The 19,297-nt window shown below is 41.4% G+C and carries 15 protein-coding genes and 1 pseudogene; 5 read left to right on the plus strand and 11 right to left on the minus strand.

Translation table 11 applies throughout. The annotated features are described in order from the left end of the window. Window positions 1-55: 55 nt before the first annotated feature. The 6 genes from NLP_RS26535 to NLP_RS26560 all read right to left on the minus strand — a co-directional run bounded on the left by NLP_RS26535 (window position 56) and on the right by NLP_RS26560 (window position 7,115). The gene (locus NLP_RS26535; protein WP_104908939.1) at window positions 56-1,837 is read right to left on the minus strand and encodes a M61 family metallopeptidase; all 1,782 of its coding nucleotides are present in this window, start codon (window positions 1,835-1,837) and stop codon (window positions 56-58) included. 167 nt (window positions 1,838-2,004) lie between these two features. Beyond that, window positions 2,005-2,688 carry a Crp/Fnr family transcriptional regulator gene (locus NLP_RS26540; protein WP_104908940.1) on the minus strand — a complete coding sequence of 228 codons (684 nt, stop codon included), beginning with the start codon at window positions 2,686-2,688 and terminating at the stop codon, window positions 2,005-2,007. Window positions 2,689-2,877: 189 nt separating this feature from the next. Beyond that, window positions 2,878-4,143: a pilus assembly protein PilB gene (locus NLP_RS26545; protein ID WP_104908941.1), complete on the minus strand. Its 1,266-nt coding sequence runs from the start codon at window positions 4,141-4,143 to the stop codon at window positions 2,878-2,880. A gap of 285 nt (window positions 4,144-4,428) precedes the next feature. Further along, the gene (locus NLP_RS26550; RefSeq protein ID WP_104908942.1) at window positions 4,429-5,616 is read right to left on the minus strand and encodes a HetZ-related protein 2; all 1,188 of its coding nucleotides are present in this window, start codon (window positions 5,614-5,616) and stop codon (window positions 4,429-4,431) included. 758 nt (window positions 5,617-6,374) lie between these two features. Beyond that, on the minus strand, window positions 6,375-6,722 hold the full coding sequence (locus NLP_RS26555; RefSeq protein WP_104908943.1) for a carbon dioxide-concentrating mechanism protein CcmK: 348 nt from the start codon (window positions 6,720-6,722) through the stop codon (window positions 6,375-6,377). A gap of 81 nt (window positions 6,723-6,803) precedes the next feature. Beyond that, window positions 6,804-7,115 carry a BMC domain-containing protein gene (locus NLP_RS26560; RefSeq protein WP_104908944.1) on the minus strand — a complete coding sequence of 104 codons (312 nt, stop codon included), beginning with the start codon at window positions 7,113-7,115 and terminating at the stop codon, window positions 6,804-6,806. A 274-nt stretch (window positions 7,116-7,389) separates the two neighbouring features. On the opposite strand from NLP_RS26560, the gene NLP_RS26565 reads away from it, so the two are divergent. Then, a complete protein-coding gene (locus tag NLP_RS26565; protein WP_104908945.1) occupies window positions 7,390-8,289 on the plus strand; it encodes an alpha/beta fold hydrolase in 900 nt (299 codons plus the stop codon). Window positions 8,290-8,611: 322 nt separating this feature from the next. On the opposite strand, the gene NLP_RS26570 is transcribed toward NLP_RS26565, so the two are convergent. Together NLP_RS26570 and NLP_RS26575 are read right to left on the minus strand one after the other, a co-directional pair. Next, the gene (locus NLP_RS26570) at window positions 8,612-9,358 is read right to left on the minus strand and encodes a hypothetical protein (protein ID WP_104908946.1); all 747 of its coding nucleotides are present in this window, start codon (window positions 9,356-9,358) and stop codon (window positions 8,612-8,614) included. Then, window positions 9,358-9,990: a ParA family protein gene (locus NLP_RS26575; protein ID WP_104910048.1), complete on the minus strand. Its 633-nt coding sequence runs from the start codon at window positions 9,988-9,990 to the stop codon at window positions 9,358-9,360. The genes NLP_RS26570 and NLP_RS26575 overlap by 1 nt, the downstream gene beginning before the upstream one ends. A 239-nt stretch (window positions 9,991-10,229) precedes the next feature. On the opposite strand from NLP_RS26575, the gene NLP_RS26580 reads away from it, so the two are divergent. The 3 genes and pseudogenes from NLP_RS26580 to NLP_RS26590 all read left to right on the plus strand — a co-directional run bounded on the left by NLP_RS26580 (window position 10,230) and on the right by NLP_RS26590 (window position 13,884). Beyond that, window positions 10,230-11,612, plus strand: coding sequence for a cytochrome P450 (locus NLP_RS26580; protein ID WP_104908947.1), 1,383 nt, complete (start codon window positions 10,230-10,232; stop codon window positions 11,610-11,612). Window positions 11,613-11,661: 49 nt separating this feature from the next. Then, window positions 11,662-12,039, plus strand: a pseudogene (locus tag NLP_RS26585) (hypothetical protein). Between the two features lie 114 nt (window positions 12,040-12,153). Further along, on the plus strand, window positions 12,154-13,884 hold the full coding sequence (locus NLP_RS26590) for a HEAT repeat domain-containing protein (RefSeq protein ID WP_104908948.1): 1,731 nt from the start codon (window positions 12,154-12,156) through the stop codon (window positions 13,882-13,884). 66 nt (window positions 13,885-13,950) lie between these two features. Here the strand turns inward: NLP_RS26590 and ccmS are convergent, their stop codons facing one another. After that, the gene (gene ccmS, locus NLP_RS26595; protein ID WP_104908949.1) at window positions 13,951-14,379 is read right to left on the minus strand and encodes a beta-carboxysome assembly chaperone CcmS; all 429 of its coding nucleotides are present in this window, start codon (window positions 14,377-14,379) and stop codon (window positions 13,951-13,953) included. Window positions 14,380-14,450: 71 nt separating this feature from the next. Then, entirely contained in the window at window positions 14,451-16,259 is a 1,809-nt protein-coding gene (locus NLP_RS26600) for an ABC transporter ATP-binding protein (RefSeq protein WP_104908950.1), read from the minus strand. Between the two features lie 296 nt (window positions 16,260-16,555). Here NLP_RS26600 and NLP_RS26605 point away from each other — a divergent pair, with 296 nt between their 5' ends. Then, the gene (locus tag NLP_RS26605; RefSeq protein WP_104908951.1) at window positions 16,556-17,971 is read left to right on the plus strand and encodes a folate/biopterin family MFS transporter; all 1,416 of its coding nucleotides are present in this window, start codon (window positions 16,556-16,558) and stop codon (window positions 17,969-17,971) included. A gap of 102 nt (window positions 17,972-18,073) precedes the next feature. On the opposite strand, the gene NLP_RS26610 is transcribed toward NLP_RS26605, so the two are convergent. Beyond that, window positions 18,074-19,258: a universal stress protein gene (locus NLP_RS26610; protein ID WP_104908952.1), complete on the minus strand. Its 1,185-nt coding sequence runs from the start codon at window positions 19,256-19,258 to the stop codon at window positions 18,074-18,076. Window positions 19,259-19,297 lie beyond the last annotated feature (39 nt).

A 19,297-nucleotide genomic window follows, 5' to 3' on the forward strand; every position in this document is an offset into this window, starting at 1 on the left:
CTTTGCCCCCCGCACCCCGTTCCTGTGCCTCTTTTAAATGCCCCATGCCCGTTTATTAAACAGTTGCGATCGCATCTCCTAGCCATCCAGCAAAGTTTTGCTGCTGTGTGGAGTTAGGATGCTCAACAGGCTTTACCTGATACCGAGTCGGATGTGGGAATGTGAGAGTGATGGAATAGGTACGGAGTTCGTCTTGGTGGAAAACTGCGACTTGAATGCTATCGTTTGGTTGGTAATCTTTCAGGCGATCGCTTAAGCCACCCGCCGTTACCTTAATCCCATCAATTGCTAACAACTCATCACCTGCATCAATTCCCCTTACTTGTGCAGGTGAACCAGTCTCCACAAACTTAACCATCTCCCGCCCATTTTCGGTATTTATTCTCACGCCTAGGTAAGGTTCTTCTTGCTGTTCGGCTACCAACTGCAAGCCAAAGGGTTCTAAATACTGATTGAAAGGCAAATCATCAGTACTATCAATGTAGCGTTTAAAGAAATCAGTCAAATCAATTCCGGCGACAGATTCGATAACTTCCTGTAACTGTTCTGGGGTATAGCCAATTTCAGCTTTTCCAAATTGCTGCCACATTTTTAGCATCACGTCATCGAGGGAGCGCTGATTGTGGTGAGTAGAGCGAATCAGCAAATCCAGCAACAACGATACCATTTCTCCTTTTAAATAGTAGGAAATTTGGGAATTACCGCTATTGGCATCCGGGCGATAGAGTTTTATCCAGGCATCAAAACTCGACTCGGAAACGGGTTGTACCTTGCGCCCCGGTGTGATTTCATATCTGGTAATTTCCTTGCCTAAATTATTCAAATACGACTTAACATCATAAATTCCCGCCCGCAAAGGAATTAACAAGTCATAGTAACTAGTAGTGCCCTCACAAAACCACAATGATGGTGTGTAGTTTTCTTGGTCGTAATCAAAAACCTCTAATGCTTTTGGGCGAATTCGCTTAACATTCCACAAGTGAAAGAACTCGTGTGCAACTAATTGAAGAAAGCGATGGTACTTTTCCTGAGCGCGAAATCCAAAACGTTGGTAAATTAACGAGCAAGAGTCTTTATGCTCCAAACCACCAAAAGCTTGGCTAAATAAATGTAGCAGAAACACATATCGTTCATAAGGCAAACCGCCGAACATCTGCGCTTCTACCTGAATAATTTTTTGGATATCAGCAATCAGCTGCTGAACTTGGTAATTACCTTGCCCCCAGATTGCCAATTCATGGGGTTTTCCTAATACCTCAAATTTATACAATTGGTGGCTACCAATCTCAAAGGGAGTATCAACCAGAGTATCAAAATCGCTAGCTAAGAAAGTATTCGTTTCTTCACCAATGGGTGGTAAGGCAGTAGTTACCTGCCATTCCGGCTGTGGTGGTACGATGGTGACGCGAATGGGTTGCTTATCCCAGCCAGGTATTCTCAAAAATAGTGCCGCACCATTGAAATAACCGTGGGTAGCATCTAAGTGATTTGTCCGTACCGATAGCTCATTTGCAAAAATGCGGTAACGTACAGTTAATTCTGAAATACCTATCTTGTTTACCTGCCAATGATTTTTACTGATTTTTTGGCAAGGCAAAGGCTTATCCCCAGCAAAAGCCGCAAAATCTTGTAAATTCTTGGCGTATTCCCGGACTAAATAGGAACCTGGTGTCCAAACGGGCAATTTTAAATCGAGAATCGGTGAGGGATAATCCACAAGGCGTAAAGTCACTTCAAACAGATGGGTTTCTGGTTGGGACATTGCCACTAGGTAATGAATCGTTGGCTCGGTTTCTTGGAGGTAGGTGTTGGGACGAGTTGCTGTTGCTTCAGTCATCTTGCGTGCTGAGTTAATAATCAATGGGTAATTTTCCCATCATGACAAATTTGCTTTTCACATCGCACACAAACCGTCTTTCGTTCATCATCATCCAAAATCTCTGGCGTTAAACTTACCAAGAAGCAAGCTACGCGAAGCATCTCGAAGAGAATCGGATAAAAAAATCACACTTTGCCAGCCAAGTTCATCAACTGTTTGAAGTTCACAAGATAAGTGATGTTGTTGGCGCTATCAATTTTTATCCACCCTTTTTCATGTAGTTTTTCCATGATTTTGGTGGTTTCTTCAACGCCGATTTCTGTCACCTCTGCTAAATCTTTAAAGGGAATGTTAAAAATTTCTCTTCCTAAGTCTGATTCCTGACCATAGCTTTCACCCAAAGTCACTAGGGTATGGGCGAGTTTGACCGCTGGTGGTGAAGACCGCATTTGTAAGCGCAGGTTAATTTGTCGCAATCGCCGCACCATCAGTTGCAACATTCGGTGATGTAACTGTGGGTCTTTAAACAATATTTGAATAAACCGCTCTCTGGAGATACTAAGCAATTTCACCGGTGAAAGGGCAATGACATCAGTTGAGCGTGGAGATTCATCCAAAATTGCCATTTCTCCAAAAAAATCGCCACGCCCAAAAATTGCCAGAGCTACTGAATCTTCCCCGACGGTACGCCGGACTTTGACCCAACCAGAAACCACGAAGTAAACGGCGTTACCCCAGGCATCTTCCATCACAACGGCTCGCCCAGATGGGTATTCATGTTCAATTGCAACGTTGAGTAGCCATTCCAATGTCTGTGGATTGGCTGTACTCATTAAGGGGAAAAGTTCACTAAAAACCTCAGTTAGCATGAAATATTTGCAACAATAGGATTCAATAGCGGGAAACTAACTTTGCTACTATTAAGTTTGTTTAAACCGTAATCTTACTCAGAATACGATCGCAAAATTTGTATTTATTTAGAGATGAATCTCTAAACTTTATCAGTCTAGGATTCCATTACAACATAACAATTATGTATGCGAACGAAATCAGCGTTTTCACTTACTGACGGATGATTTACTCTTTGTTGATAGATTGCTATCTAGTGCTAGTATTTTGATCTGTTGGTCTAAATTTTTCACTAATTGATTCAGGGCAACTAAAGCCTCTAATTGCTGAGAATCAAGGCTAGGATTCAATAAAAGTCGTTCTTGTAGTTCATGTAACTTGATGCTTAGTTGCTGAGAAATTCCTAAAGCATCGCGGCCTAGACGCGTCAATTGTTGTTGTTGATAGAATTTTAATGCTGCTCCCCGCAATACTTGGAGTGTTGCCTCTTCGCCGTAGATTCCCGGCATGACTCGCAAGCGTAATAATAAGCGATTTTTTTGATATACGTATTCCTTTTCTACCTGTTTTGGTTCTGCAACCGTGATTATAGGCAGGGAAGCAAACCGCTTTAATTCATTCAGTACTCCTTGGAAAACTGAGAGCGGCAGTTTGTCTAATACAGACTGCAAAACTCCATTGTCACTCCACAGGATTCTACCTTCAGAAGCTTGTCTTTCTAAGTACAGACGACCAATTCCCCCAGCCAAGATTCGCCTTAGTAATTCTTCTAGTATTTTTTTTGTTGGCAGTGTTTTTAGTAACTCCATCGAACTCAGTAGTTCGGAAGCTTGTGTGGGCAAAATAGGTAAATTGTTTGATGATGTGGCTTCAGAATTCTCTTCCTGTTGAGTTCTGAAAATAGGGGTCAAGAACGTCGTAGTTTGAGATGATTGGTCTAGCTCTGGGATCGGAGGCAAGTCTACCTGCTGTCTAGAATTTTGACGCTTTTGTGTCTGAAATACCATCAAGATAGGCTGTTGATTTGATTCTGAGTCGGCATCTAGGGAAGGACTAGGTGTGTCAGCAATCGTAGCTGGGCTATTTGTTGGGGGAGAGTCCACTGTTGCCTGATGCACTTTTGCATCTAGCTGAGATGTATTCTTATGGTTGAGGTAGGCTGATAGTATTCTGCGGTGGGCATCGGCTGCGATCGCCTCAATCACCATTGTGCAATTGATAGAAGACAAAATGCGACCAACATAATCTAGGGCTTCGTTGTCTTGTGGATGAACCATACCTAGCAAGAGGTTTTTGTCTTTTAATCCAAAGGGCAAAATCTGGTGGTAGAGGCAAGCTTCAAAGGATAAAAGATTATCAATCAGGTAGAATATTTGTTCGCGATCGCCTCCTTCTTCCCACCTACTTTGAGGGGTAGTTAGCATTTGCTGTCCATTTGCTGCGGTATCATTTAGTTCGCCCTTTGAAGACAACATAGATTTGATTCGTTGGTGTTTACTTATATTTTGCCTCTAATTCAATAGGTAGTTAATAAAGATACTTTGTTATATTATATAAATTTCAATTATATATACTTAAGTAATTGTAAGTAGAAGATGAATTTTAGATTATGGACTGGGATAATACTGAGGATTGGGAAAAAGAGTGCTGTACATGGATAGCGGGGCGTTGAGCTAGTGCTGAGTTTTGTTTATCTCCTTGTCTCTCATTTTTCTGCCTTCTCTGCTCCCCACTCCCCCATGCTCCATTTCCACTACAGGCTACTCCTGAGTTCTTAAAACTTGGGCTGCAAGATAGACTTTCGTCCATTCGCCTAGCACTTGATGGGTTTTGAGTTTTAACTGCTGGGCTATGGCTTCTATTGAATTACCCGCTCTCCGCAAATCTAGAATTTGTCGTCCTAGAGGAGTCAATTTTTCATCAAGTTGCTGCCATTGGTTTTGGGTTAATCCCAAGTTATGTTCTTGCAAGGAAATTGAGAGCCAGTTGTCTACGAGTTCTGGATTACCTTTGAGGGCAAAAACACGTACAGCATGGTAACTAATTTTTTCTCGCAGACGGTAAATTTCTTTAGTCGGCTTATTCAGTTTTTTGGCGATCTCTTCTTGGGACTTACCTTGCAGATACAGTCGTAGCCATTCCACTGCTTCTATACCGAGATTTTCTTGTAAATAATTTTCAAATTCTTTTTGTACTGACTGGCGCAGCCCTTGTTGTTCCTCTAGTTGTTGTGCTTCTTGATATTCTGCGATCGCCTGACTATCAACTAAGTTAACTCGATTGTCACTGTCCTCTGTGAGAACTTCTTCTGACACTAGTCTAACCAAGTCACGGCCGGGTACTTGGGTTAAACCACCGCGCTGAGTGCGACGCAAATAATTCACAAATCGGTAAGCTAATAGGGGTTGATTCCGTACTGGCCGCAGACAATATTCTTCTACACTGGCAAATAATAGAGCATCCCCCAATCGTCTATCGGTTGTATATTTGGCAATATCAACCATTTGTTGTTGCATCTGACTGTCGCTTTGGAGTAACTCTTGGAGTACTTCTTGTAATACATCCATTACACTACGCTGGCGATCGCGGCTGAGGGAAACCCAAGTCTGAATCTTATTCCGTAAAGTTACTAAACTCCCCAATCGGGTTATCAAGTTGCGATATGCACGTTCTCGCCCCAATCCCAAGTAGCGTTGACGTAAAATCCTCCAGCGATATTCCATCGCTTGCTTGGCGATCTCGAATTCTTTAGGATTAAACAGATCGAACCGTTTTGAGTCAGATCCCAACAGCCAGAGAATAATGCTTTGCCTCGCGGCTTCATTTTGGTCTGGACATTCCACAGCCAAGCGCTTTTGCCAATCTAGAGCCAGTTTTTCCACATCCGTTGTCATAGTGAGATTGCATTCCTCGAAACTCAATTTTGAAGTTTGCATCACAACCCCCATTGCCCCACCTAATTGTTTAACTGGCAGCTGCCCCAGATTTCATGAGTTTCATGAAAATAGCTCAGTGATTCTACTTTTATTACGTCTGAATTCACTAGGATTATGCAGAAATTTCTACATTGATGTTTTGCTTGCAGTGATAATTGTCAAAAAGCAATGTATATCAAGCATTTGGGGGTATTCTATTAATTTAACTTTTTTGTAAAGTTATGTTTCGTAGTTAAGAACAGAAATCTGCTTAAAGTGGTGAGGATACACCATGCACGAAATGGATCGGTTAAATCTAACATTTTGTAACAGATCCGACGAACGAATCTAATTTAACTCAATGTTGGGCGTTATTCCACCAGTATAGGTTTCAACCCATACTATTGCTATAGCGTCGAATTAGTCTCAGTATCCTATGTGGCGATGTCTACGACCAGATACTACGCCTACGCTATTCTGGATAGTAAGGATTGATAGGCAAATTTATTTTTTTTAACCTAGCTTCAGTCATAACTACACCTTTAATATTGCTAAGTTTTTCTTAAAGCTTTTATATTCCTAAAAATGAATAGTCAACAGTCAATATTGGTTTTGACTATTGACTTTGACTATTGCTTTCCTTCTGCCTCAAAATTTAACTTATGCAAAATCTAAAAACAGAAAGAATGTAATTCTCTAAAGTTTTGATAATCAGAAGTTTGACAAAAAACTTCTCTTTAAATTCATTTATGGGAATTTTTTGTTTTGAATTCCCCCGCAGGAGGTTAAATCTATCGATTGTTCGATCTAACAATGGGATTTTCTACAGATTCTCGATAACCTTGGACTTGTTCTGTGTAGGCAATTGGTAGAACAGCTTCAACGTTTTCATGGGGACGAGGAATAATCACCCAGGATTCTAGGGTACCGCCATAAACATTTTCTGCAGCTTCAATACCGGCAGCCATAGCGGCTTTTACTTCAGAAACATCGCCACGAATATTAACTGTAAAACGAGCGCTACCTACTCTGATATAACCAACAAGGGTAACTCGACCAGCTTTTACCATCGCATCTGCTGCTGCTAGCACCGCAGGAAAACCTTTCGTTTCAAGTGCTCCAATTGCCTGTAATGACATTATTAATCTCCTGTATGAATAAACTGGGGGCTACAAGTTAATTGTACGAAGCTTCGCTACAGATTTTGATAGCAAAATTGCTTAGAACATGCGGAAAGGTTCTGATTCTTGAGTGAAATGGATTGGTAATATGGTTTCCACATTTTCCGGGGGATTAGGAACGATGTAGTAGGTAATTACTGTACCAACCTTTACTTCCTCTCCAGCTGCGATTCCGGCTTCAACAGCCCTATTTACTTCAGAAACGTGTCCCCGGACGGCGACTAACAAGCGAGCGCTTTCCGCTTGACCATAATACACAATTGTGACTGCGGCAGCTTTGACCATTGCATCTGCTGCTGCTAAGACACTCGGAAAACCTAAAGTTTCAATTACGCCAACCGCCATTGGCATGGCATTAGCTCCTGAATTAAGGGATAAGCGATTTTAATTGTACGTGGCTTTAGTCCCAATTTTGACATTTTGGAAAACTTTCTTTGATGCCATATTTTTTGGGGAAGTAGAGACGCGATTAATCGCGTCTGTTGGGAGTTAGAATATTTTGATAACTCACTGGTTTATGTTTTATATATTACAAATAATACCTCAGCATCTTAGATTGTGTAACTTTATTGTTTAACAAAATCAGTTATGGGTGGAAGCAAGCTAGTACGATAAACTGAAATTTATGTTTCCGAATTTTCTTCCTACAGCAGTTGAGCAACTGACAGAACCTACTTCGATCGCACTAGCTCGGAGGATTCAAACAAGTGCGATCGCTACTCCTTTAACTAATCAACCAATTACCACAACATTTGTCAAGCAAGGGTGTGGTGGAACTCCGATTTTATTAATTCATGGCTTTGACAGTTCTGTATTAGAATTTCGGCGGCTTTTGCCATTACTTTCTGGAGATAATGAAACTTGGGCAGTGGATTTGCTGGGTTTTGGATTTACAGATAGACTTTCAGGAATTGCCTATAGCCCAACTGCGATTAAAACCCATCTTTATTATTTCTGGAAAAGCCTAATTAACCAACCTGTAATTTTGGTGGGCGCTTCGATGGGGGGTGCGACAGCGATTGATTTTACGTTGGCTTACCCGGAAGTGGTAGAAAAGCTGGTGTTAATTGATAGTGCGGGGTTAGCAGGTGGTTCGCCATTGAGCAAATTCATGTTTCCCCCATTAGATTATTTAGCAACTCAGTTTTTGAGTAATTTGAAGGTGCGCGATCGCGTTTCTCGCATTGGATATAAAAATCAAACTCTTGCCTCTATTGATGCCTTATGTTGTGGGGCATTACACTTACAAATGCCGAGTTGGCATCAAGCTCTAATTTCTTTCACTAAAAGTGGTGGTTACAATGCTTTTAGATTTGAAATAATATCACAAATTGTGCAACAAACGCTAATTTTATGGGGCGATTCCGATAAAATTTTGGGTACTGAGGATGCTATGAAATTTAAAAGGGCAATTCCACACAGTACTCTCACCTGGATTCAAGATTGTGGTCATCTCCCACACTTGGAACAACCACAAATAACTGCCCAGTATATTTTAAACTTTTGTGGTGAACTCATTAATTAGCTAGGCGTAAAAATTTAAAGTTTGTAATAACGACTTTAGTCCTGATAATTCTTGTTTTAAGCGATTGATTACTCATTACAAACTCACCGATTATTTCTAATAGTTTCAACAGTTACTTTCTAATAGACTTCTTGGATGAATCAAACGCCCTCACCCTAAATCCCCCTCCCAAGCTTGGGAGAGGGACTTTGAAATTGGCTCCCTTTCTCCTCGTTCCCAGAATATGGGAACGAGGAGAAAGACAGAACAATAAAAAATCGGGCTTTTTTCGATTTGCACGTACACCGTAGGGTAGGAAAGGGGAAGCTAAGATTAACTGACTTTAGTCAAGTAACCACATCTCATTAGAACTCTCAGGATACTCATTTGGTTGATTTTGTGGTTGATTTTGAGCTAGTGGTTGCGATGACCGATGTGATTTTTTGTAGTTAAGTGGATTGTAGTGGTCTTTTACTGGTTTTATAGCACTAGTTTCTTTTGCAACACTACCAGCATACTCATCTGGTTGATTTTGAGCTAGTCTTTCTGATGAAAGATGTGATTTTTTGTAGTTATATGGATTGTACTGTTCTTTTACGGGTTTTATAGCACTAGTTTCTTTGACAGCTACAGCAAGTTTAGAATTATCTTCTGCTGTTTGTTTTAAAGCATTAATTTCTTCGATCAGCTTGGAATTCGCTTCTGCTAGTTGCAGTGCTGTTTTTTTGGTTTCTTCAAGTTCTTTTGTTAGCTGTTCTAGTAATGATTTTTGTTCTGATGCAAATGTTTTTTGTTTAGATAATTTTGATTGCAAATCGGCAATTTCTTGTCCAAGAGATGCTTCTTTTTTGTGGCTTGTTTCTAGATTACTCGTCAATTCTTTGACAGTTGTTTCTAAATCAGCCTTAGTAGAACTTGTGCGCTTAGTAGAAGTTGGCTCAAGTGGTTGTGCTGAAGATTCCTCATCAGATGAAGCTTGTTCTTCAACAATTTTTTCAGCTGTAACTTCGATCGCAGATTCACCTTCTGGGGGTGTAAATTTTTGTGCTTCTTCTTGTAATAAGTCAGAGAGACTTTGTTTCTTAACCATTATTTTCTCCAATCACGCTGTAATTCATCAGCTGCACGGCGGTAGTCTAATTCCGCCTCCCGTGCATTTCCTCCTCGCCATTGAGTAATCGCTACACCTTCGAGTGCTGCTCGTTCATGAGCTTTATAGGCACGGATGAAGGTATTACAAGTAGGAATACCTAAGCGAGTCAGAGTGCTTTTTGCTTCTTGTGCTTCCCCCAGACTGCGCGTATCGACTTTGGTGAGCAATACCCGATGGGGGGTTCCCACAGGGATGACGGCTTCCTTGACTGTTTCCACGAGGATTGCTAAATCCATTGCGGCTGGGGGTGTAGGCAAAACTAGATAATCTGCGATCGCAACTACCGCCACTAATGCTTCAGAGCGTAGCGCGGGAGGTGTATCTACCACTACTAAATCGTAACCTGTTATCTTTGCTAAATCACTTAAAAGTGTGGGATCTGTTTCTTGAGATAAATCAAATCCCATTCCCTGCTGACTGCGCCCAAACCACCAACTGGCAGAACCTTGAATATCTGCATCAATCAGCAGCACCTTTTTTTTCTTCGCAAAGTTTGCAGCCAGATTGACTGCGGTAGTCGTTTTACCGACTCCTCCTTTACCGTTGAGAATAGCGATGATTTTTGGCACTGCTTGCTTCCGATGCTGCCTTTTGAGTGCTGAGTTAGGAGTGCTGAGTGCTGAGTTAGGAGTAGAGACGCGATTAATCGCATCTGTACAAGAGTTTTTATTATTCTCTTTGTCTTCTTTTTCAGTCCCCAGTTTCCAGTCCCTAGTCCCCAATGATGAATATACCGCTTTCTGTAACCCTAAGTAACATGAAAAGTCGTAACAATAAAATTTAGAAGCCATCAACTCCACAAAATTCTATGACAACAACTTACAATCTGCCCGATGGGCCTCAAATGCCGCGCTGGCTAAGGATGATCAAGTTTATTAGTCAGCCACTGAAATATGTGGATGATTTTGCTCAAACTTACGGTGATACTTTCACGATCAGGAGTAGTAGTTCTGATAACCATCTTGTGTATTTTAGTCAACCACAAGCGCTTGAGCAGATTTTTACTGCTGATTCCAGGCATTTTGAGGTTGGCAGGGGGAACATAGGACTAAAATTTTTACTTGGCGATCGCTCCTTTATGTTAGCGGATGGCGATCGCCACCAGCGCCAACGGCAATTATTAGCTCCTCCCTTTCATGGCGAAAGGATGCGGGCTTACGGTGAGGAAATTCGCGAAATAACCCAACAAGTGACTAATGAATGGCAAATTGGCAAGCCTTTTAATATCCGTAAGTCGATGCAAGAAATCACCTTGCGTGTTATTTTACGGGTTGTATTTGGTTTAAATGATGGACAGCTTTTTGAAGAACTGAGGCGATCGCTAAGTGACTTGCTAGACTTCATCAGTTCGCCCGTAATGTCTAGCGCCTTCTTTTTCCGGTTCATCCAAAAAGATTTCGGTGCGTGGAGTCCGTGGGGCTGGATTTTGCAACAACGGCAAAAAATTGATCAACTTATTTATGCTTTGCTTCGAGAACGTCGGGCCCAACTCGATCAAAATCGCCAAGATATCCTAAGTTTGATGATGGCGGCTCGTTATGACGATGGTCAAGGGATGTCAGATGAAGAATTACACGACGAGTTAATGACGCTGCTAGTTGCGGGACATGAAACTACCGCTTCGGCATTGACATGGGCTTTTTACTGGATTGATCGTTTACCAGAGGTGCGTGAGAAGTTGCTAAAAGAACTCAACACCATTGGAGTTACCCCTGATTTAAGTAGTGTGGCTAAATTGCCCTATTTGACAGCAGTTTGCCAAGAAACATTGCGAATTTATCCAATTGCCATGACTGCTTTTGTGCGGATTGTGAAGAACCCAATTACAATTATGGGCTACGAACTGCCAGAGGGAACGGCAATAGTCCCCAGTATTTATTTAGCGCATCATCGGGAAGAAGTTTACCCACAATCCAAGCAGTTCAAACCAGAACGGTTTTTAGGAAGACAATATTCACCTTATGAATATTTACCCTTTGGTGGCGGTAATCGTCGCTGTATTGGAATGGCATTTGCCCAGTATGAAATGAAAATTGTCTTGGCAACTGTTTTGTCAGAATTCCAAGTTTCGCTAGTGAATAAACGTCCCGTGCGTCCTGTGCGCCGTGGGTTAACTTTAGCTGCACCAGCCGGAATGAGGATAATTGCTACACCTCAAGTTAAGCGTGCGAATACACCAGCGCTAGTTTAGGCAAGTAGGGTGGGCATTTTAATTCCCACCCTACTATGGGGTAATAACTATGACAAAACTCGAATTAAAAAATCATCAAATTTGGCGAGATTTAACTGAAATATTAGAAACTTAAGATGCTAATAATCTTGTTAAAAAACATCTAATACTATCTGATTATAAAATATGCGGCTACTGGGATGAACAAGATAAATATTATGAAATAATTACTTTGCCTCGTATCCTAGAAGCCGAATTAGTTAGTAGCTCTATTGGCGTTACCTACAAAGAACGTTTTCTACAACTCAAGTTTTTCCTTATAGCTTCTACTGTTGATGGCACTCACAAACTAGGTGAGTTAGTTCTTATTTACAATAAAAATTTAGAGTTTATTGATGAAAGTTGGCTTTTAGATATCGATTCTCCAATGCTTGAGATAAAATTCTGAAGTCTAGCAAAATTTATAAATCCTCATCGCGTCCAGACTTGACAGAAAGCCAACTAATGTAGCAAGATGCATTTAAATCCCTTTCGTCCCACATCTCGAAGTGGGTAGGAGGCAATGCATGATTGGCAGTATTTCTTTAACCACGATCGCAGCAATCTAAATCAAGGCACTTACCGCATCTTTGAGCCGGAGTGGAAAGCAGAGATTCTCCACTGGTTCAGCCAAAAGGATGTGGATAAGCAGCAAAAAGAAGATTTTATCCAAGCTTTAATAGATTTTGTTGACGGCTGCGGCGATTTTTATCGGTATCGCGCCTACTTTTTGGCGGCTGAGGCTTTATCTCAGTTCCCAGAATCTAGTTTGGGGGATGCAATTGTAGAACAACTGCTCAAATGGAGTTATGCCTATTTTCGGCAGGATAAGCGAGATTGGCAGATATTACCAAAACCTTTGGTGAAGACAGCTAGAAAAACCCTGGAATTAACCGACAGAAAACGGGTAATTGCTGCTTTTGTCCATCTGGTTCATACTACAGAAAGTCGTTCAATTCTTAGAGTTGCAGCTGAAGAGTTAGGAACACTCGATCCAGGTAATAAAAGTGCGATCGCAGCTTTATTACTGCTAATTCAGCAAAATAACTCTCATCTTCGGACTGCAATTTATAGCTTAGGAAAAATTGGCTATGGCAATGAAACTGTAATTACTACTTTAATCCAATTCATTAAAATAACGCCTGGGAATGTAATTCATAGCTTAGGGAAAATTGGCTACGGTAACGAAACTGCGATCGCTGCTTTAATCCAATTTATCAAAATGAAGCCTGATGATATCGCAAATGAGTGGTTGACTTTAGAAGACATATATGAAGGTGCGATTATAGCTTTAGGAGAAATAGCTTCTGGTAATCAAATTGCGATCGCTACCCTGATTGATTTCATCAAAAGATACAAAGATGATGTGATTTGTTCACATGCGTCCAAGGCTTTGTGGGATATTGATCCAGGTAATCCAATAGCATTAAATACTTTAGTTCAGATTCTCGAAACTACCGAGAATACATATTTGCTCGATATGTCTGTCAGATATCTGATGGTAATTGATCCAGGAAACAAAGCTGCAATTACTATTTTAACTGAGAGAATTAAAACCACTGAGAATGAATTTTTCCTTTGTAAGGCTGCTTTATGTCTAGGAAAATTCGATTCAGGTAATAGAGTAGCAATTACCACTTTATCCAAAATACTTGAAACTGCTGAGGAGGAATGGGTGTATTTTTATGCGGCCGACATACTAGCGCGAACTAATGACTACCAGCAGCAAATAATTAAAGCCATGTGGAAAATGGTTAACTTAAAAGATGAGTCTACATCTCTAAGTGCGCTCTTGACGTTGCTGGAAATAGACTGCAATAATCAACAGGTGATTGATACTCTAATTCGCTTATTGAATACCACAAAAAATGAATCAATTTTTACAAGTGCTGCTTATAGCTTACAACAATTTAATCCAAGTATAAAATTAGAAACAGAGAAGCTAAATGAACTGATCGCTATCTTTATCAGATTCATTCAAACCCATCATGATCTTGAAGTTGAAGAAGATGAAAATGAAGATTTATTTCCTTTACAATGGCTATGGTATGAATCCTCTCTCTTAGATATAGCTGATAGTTTGAAAAAAATCCTCCAAAGAGAACATTTACCACAAGTAGTCATAACTCTAAAAGACTATCTAAGCAAACAATTTTACAGTAACAATTCATATCGCTACGAAGCCGTATTTAACATCATCTGGCATTGTGCCGAAAATCTAACTTACCCAGATTTCTACAAAGCAATCAATTAAACAATAAGCGCAGAGTTATTTCTCTTCCTCCGCGTTCCTCTGCGCTTCCCTTAGCGTCCCTTTGCGTTAAAAAACAATCTCCTCCCTCATCCTCTCTTCCAGCACATCCAATAACCCATCTACATCCTTCCCAGCTTGCTCAAAACAAATCGGTGGTGCTGGTTCCGGTGCAAACTGAATTAACTTAATTTCACCCTTACCAATCCCAATCATCACAACTTCCACATCCGGCTTGTGATTCTCAACAATTCCCAAAATTTCCTGAAGCCGATTATCAACCTTATTATTTAAATTCTCTATCTGTTCTTTCGGACAATAAACAAAATGCGGCGTTGGTTGCAAATCAATACCAACAGTACCCTGACTGTCACCATTTGCTAACCACAATCCCCAAAAAAGCGCCGCCAATTCTTGCTGATTTGCTTTGACAAACTTATCCAACTGGCGACGCCACTTGTTATCACCTGGTTCTGGTTGACTATTACCAAAAAACATAAATAATTTGTAATTCGTAATGACGCTCGTGGACTCGCTAACGTAATTAAGACAGAGAGAAGGGGCGAAAGTTATCTTAAGCCTGATTGTACACGCCAGAGGCCGGAATAAATACCGTCTTTCTCCAGCAATTGCTCATGGGTTCCCGACTCTACTAATTTCCCATGTTCCATAACATAAATGCAATCGGCATTGCGGATGGTGGAAAGACGATGAGCGATCGCAATTGTAGTTCTATCGACTGTAATCCGTTCTAGCGATCGCTGGATTGCCGCTTCTGTCTCATTATCTACTGCCGAGGTAGCCTCATCTAAAATCAGAATTGGGGGATTTTTTAAGACTGCACGGGCGATCGCAATCCGTTGTCTTTGTCCACCAGATAACTTTTGTCCTCTTTCCCCCACAATTGTCTCATAACCTTCGGGCAATTCAACAATAAATTCGTGCGCTTCGGCTATCTTCGCCGCCGTGAGGATTTCTTGCTCTGTAGTCTCAAAGCTACCATAAGCAATATTCTCCGCTACCGTGCCATGAAATAGAAAGACATCTTGACTCACCAAACCGATGCAGCGGCGTAAATCTTGCAAATTTAAACTTTGCAAATCAATACCATCGAGAGTAATGCTTCCAGTTTGTACCTCGTACAACCGCAATAAAAGTTTGACTAAAGTACTTTTACCCGAACCAGTAGAACCGACAATTGCAATGGTTTTTCCCGCCGGAATATCCAAAGACAGATTTTTAATCACTGGAAATCTATCTTTATAGGCAAAATAAACATTTTTAAATTGTACTTCACCGCGCACTTCATTCACAGGTAACGCCACATTACCTGTATGAATGGCAATAGGAGTATCCAACAAATTCATAACTCGATTAGTAGAAGCCATTGCTCTTTGATATTGGTCAAATGTTTCGCCTAATCTAGTTAAAGGCCACAGCAAGCGCTGGATTAAAAATACTAATACGCTGTAAGTACCTACAGACATTGTTCCAGAAACCGCTGCCATCCCGCCATACAAAAGTAATGCCGTGAACCCCACCAAAATTAGCATCCGAATTAACGGCACAAAAGCAGCAGAAAGAGTAATTGCCTTTCTATTACTGCGGCGATAAGCGTCACTATCTAATTCCAAACGAGAGGCTTCATAAGCTTCAGATGTGAAGCTTTTAATAGTAGTGATTCCGCTGATATTATTTGACAAACGCGAATTGAGAAAACCTACTTTTTCTCGCACATCAGCGTAGCGAGGCGCAAGTAGTCGTTGGTAGGCAAAAGAACCCCAAAGGATAAATGGCATCGGTGACAAAGCCATCCACGCTACACTAGGAGCCAAAATAAAGAAAGCAGCGCCAATAATTAGAACAGTTGCGGAAACTTGGATGATATCATTTGCTCCCCCATCCAAAAACCGCTCTAATTGGTTAATATCATCACTGAGGATAGACATTAAACCGCCAGTACTGCGTTCTTCAAAATAAGCCAATTCCAACTCTTGCAAATGTTTGTATGCATCCAAACGCAAGTCATGCTGAATATTCTGAGCCAAATTCCGCCAAAGTCGAGCGTAGGCGTACTCAAAAACAGATTCTAGTATCCAAATGATCACAGTCAGGAAGGAAATAATCAAAAATTGTTCAAAGACATCCCGTACCCCTAACTGTGCAATTATGGAATCTTGTTGCTTGACTACCACATCCACCGCCACGCCAATTAAGCCGGGTGGTGCTAAGTCGAAAAATTTATTGAGGATAGAATAAGTAGTCGCCAGCCAAATTTGTTTACGATACTGGTGTCCATACTCAAGCAAACGCTGGAGAGGATGCGTTGAATGTTTACGCCTTCTTGATGCCCGATGAGATTTTAATACAGTAGCCACGGTTTTTTGCGGTTTCGTGTGACTGATATTACCACGGAACAAAGTCTTGAGTCCTAAGTCCTGAGTCTGAAGATTGATTTAGACAGAACTAATGAGAACTGTATTCGATGTACCAAATTCAAAGGCGAATAGCCGCCGATCGAGAACGAGAACATCTTGCTAGAAGAAAGAAAAGTTGTTAGGAAAGCCTTAAATAATACTCAAAGAAGAAACAAAAGCAAAAAGGTGAGAAAAAACCCACCTCCTAAGAATCGATATGATAGAAAAGTAAACAAAATTTAAAAATTATTTATCGAATGGTAGATCAATTATCTGGCTTGTCCAAGGTCAAAGACTCAATAACACAAAAACTCTTCTTGGGTAATGAACCAAATGCGGAGTTAATTGCAATTCTCACCGTTTACTTTGTCCAAGGAATTTTAGGGCTATCGCGTCTAGCCGTTAGCTTTTTTCTCAAAGATGAACTACTCCTGAGTCCAGTCCAGGTATCGGCGCTATTGGGAATTGTCTTCCTACCTTGGATGATCAAGCCGGTGTTTGGTTTTATCTCTGATGGCTTACCTATATTTGGCTATCGTCGCCGTCCTTACTTGATTTTATCCGGGATATTGGGAACTGCTTCTTGGATCAGTTTGGCCACAATAGTTCATACTAGCTGGGCAGCTACATTAGCGATCGCTCTAGGTTCTCTCTCCGTCGCCATGAGTGATGTTATCGTTGACTCGCTGGTTGTGGAACGAGCCAGAGGCGAATCGCAAGCAAAAGCCGGTTCACTACAATCTCTGTGCTGGGGTGCTTCGGCGATCGGAGGTTTAATAACAGCCTACTTTAGCGGTCTGCTGCTCCAATACTTTACTACCCGTACCGTCTTTGGGATTACCGCTTTATTTCCTCTGATCGTTTCAGGGGTGGCTTGGTTAATTGCTGAGTCCCCTGTTAGCAAAGATGCTCAAGATAGTAATCAGACCAACTCTTTACCAATCAAACATCAACTGGGGCAGCTACGCCAAGCCATTAGCCAAAAAACAATTTGGCTACCAACAGCGTTTATCTTCATCTGGCAAGCTACCCCAAATGCTGACTCAGCCTTTTTCTACTTTACTACCAACGAACTCCACTTTGAACCAGAATTTTTGGGGCGAGTAAACTTGGTGGGAAGTTTCGCTTCTTTAGCAGGTGTTTGGATTTTTCAACGTTTCCTCAAAAGCATCCCTTTTCGGGTGATTTTTGCTTGGAGTACTGTCCTTTCGTCAATTTTGGGGATGACAATGCTGTTGTTGGTGACTCACACAAACAGACTATTGGGTATAGATGACCACTGGTTTAGTTTGGGTGATAGCCTGATTCTGACTGTGATGGGGAAAATTGCCTTTATGCAAGTGATGGTGCTAGCAGCAAGGCTTTGTCCCTCTGGTGTGGAAGCGACGTTATTTGCCTTGTTAATGTCAGTGTTTAATTCAGCCGGAACGGTTTCCCATGCATTCGGGGCATTAATCACCTATTGGCTGGGGATCACCGCAACAAACTTTGACTCACTTTGGCTCTTGGTGGTAATTACTAACCTCAGCACGCTGTTACCCCTACCATTTATCAAATGGCTACCTGCTGCTGATGAGCAAACTGAGACACTCAAAAATGAGGAAAAATCATTTTCGCCTGATTTGATGTCTGAGTTGGTACTGAGAGAACCAAAGTCAGAAATATTAGAATAGTGTAATACAGCAGTTTTCAAGTAAATGAGGTAAAAAGTGCAGGACTCATGCATTAGACATAAAGAGTTTCTACTTCTTTTCTCCTGCCCCCTGCCCGATCCCCTATTTGGATGAAACCATTTTTTCGCTGGCAATAATATGTAAATCGATGTTTTTGAGCAAGCGCACCAATTTTTGCGTCAAAGATCCTTTGAGGAGCATTTGCCAGCGCGATCGCTGACTCTCACCAATTACAATTTGGGTAATCCGATATTTCTCGGCGACTTGGGCGATCGCATTGGCGATGTTACCGTTAGTAACACGAACAAAAGTACCTTCAAATTCTTTACAAAGTTTCTCACAAGTATGGATGTGTAAACTTTCTTCTTTGGTGAGGAAGCGTTCTGGATCGGCTACGAACAAGGTATAAAGTGGCGCGTTCATATAGTTAGCTAGTCTTGCACCTCGACGTAACAATTGCACTGAGTTGGGATAAGTGGAAACACACACCAAAACCCGCTCGTGAATATTACAGAATTGTCCGTTGGGAGTGGAGGCGATCGCATTTTCTTCCACGTTGTCTGCTACTTCCCGCAAAGCCAACTCCCGCAAAGCAATCAGGTTACGGCGTTGGAAAAAATTATCGAGGGATTGTTGGATTTTTGGTTGTGCGTAAATTTTCCCTTCTAATAACCGTTCTTGCAGTGTTTCCGGTGTTACATCAACTACCACTATTTCATCTGCTTCATCCATAATCCTGTCAGGAACCCGCTCGCGGACTACCACACCTGTAATTCTGGCTACTAGGTCGTTGAGACTTTCCAAATGTTGCACATTCATTGTGGAGTAGACATCAATCCCGGCTGCCAAAACTACTTCTACATCTTCGTAGCGCTTTTCGCGTGGAGAACCAGGGACATTGGTATGGGCAAGTTCATCGATTAAGACTAATTGGGGCGTAGACGCAAAGCGGCTTGTCGCCAGACATCGCTTTAAAATAGCATCTGTATCCATATCCGTCAGCGTCAACTCACCGTGAGGATATTGCTTACGGGGTATAATTTCCAGTCCCTCTGCTTTTTGGGCTGTCTCCTTGCGTGCGTGGGTTTCCAAAAGCCCAACGACAACATCAATTCCTTCCTGTTTGAATGCGTGTCCCTCTTCCAGCATCCGGTAGGTTTTGCCTACTCCAGGAGCCATACCAATAAAGATTTTATGCTTACCCCGTCGTCGTGCTGGATAAAGCGAGTAACTTGCAGAATTTAAAGGCGCATTCCCAGCCGAACCAGTATTAGTATTATCTGACATTTATAGCACTCCTATTGCATGGGAAAACCATCATTGCCA

This window comes from Nostoc sp. 'Lobaria pulmonaria (5183) cyanobiont' (genome assembly GCF_002949795.1).
Classification (GTDB): Bacteria; Cyanobacteriota; Cyanobacteriia; order Cyanobacteriales; family Nostocaceae; genus Nostoc.

Bases quoted from the DNA above. Each gene is read 5' to 3' on its own strand.
- NLP_RS26535 (WP_104908939.1), bottom strand. From the start codon at position 1,837: ATGACTGAAGCAACAGCAACTCGTCCCAACACCTACCTCCAAGAAACC.
- NLP_RS26540 (WP_104908940.1), bottom strand. From the start codon at position 2,688: ATGCTAACTGAGGTTTTTAGTGAACTTTTCCCCTTAATGAGTACAGCC.
- NLP_RS26545 (WP_104908941.1), bottom strand. From the start codon at position 4,143: ATGTTGTCTTCAAAGGGCGAACTAAATGATACCGCAGCAAATGGACAG.
- NLP_RS26550 (WP_104908942.1), bottom strand. From the start codon at position 5,616: ATGGGGGTTGTGATGCAAACTTCAAAATTGAGTTTCGAGGAATGCAAT.
- NLP_RS26555 (WP_104908943.1), bottom strand. From the start codon at position 6,722: ATGTCATTACAGGCAATTGGAGCACTTGAAACGAAAGGTTTTCCTGCG.
- NLP_RS26560 (WP_104908944.1), bottom strand. From the start codon at position 7,115: ATGCCAATGGCGGTTGGCGTAATTGAAACTTTAGGTTTTCCGAGTGTC.
- NLP_RS26565 (WP_104908945.1), top strand. From the start codon at position 7,390: ATGTTTCCGAATTTTCTTCCTACAGCAGTTGAGCAACTGACAGAACCT.
- NLP_RS26570 (WP_104908946.1), bottom strand. From the start codon at position 9,358: ATGGTTAAGAAACAAAGTCTCTCTGACTTATTACAAGAAGAAGCACAA.
- NLP_RS26580 (WP_104908947.1), top strand. From the start codon at position 10,230: ATGACAACAACTTACAATCTGCCCGATGGGCCTCAAATGCCGCGCTGG.
- NLP_RS26590 (WP_104908948.1), top strand. From the start codon at position 12,154: ATGCATGATTGGCAGTATTTCTTTAACCACGATCGCAGCAATCTAAAT.
- ccmS (WP_104908949.1), bottom strand. From the start codon at position 14,379: ATGTTTTTTGGTAATAGTCAACCAGAACCAGGTGATAACAAGTGGCGT.
- NLP_RS26605 (WP_104908951.1), top strand. From the start codon at position 16,556: ATGGTAGATCAATTATCTGGCTTGTCCAAGGTCAAAGACTCAATAACA.
- NLP_RS26610 (WP_104908952.1), bottom strand. From the start codon at position 19,258: ATGTCAGATAATACTAATACTGGTTCGGCTGGGAATGCGCCTTTAAAT.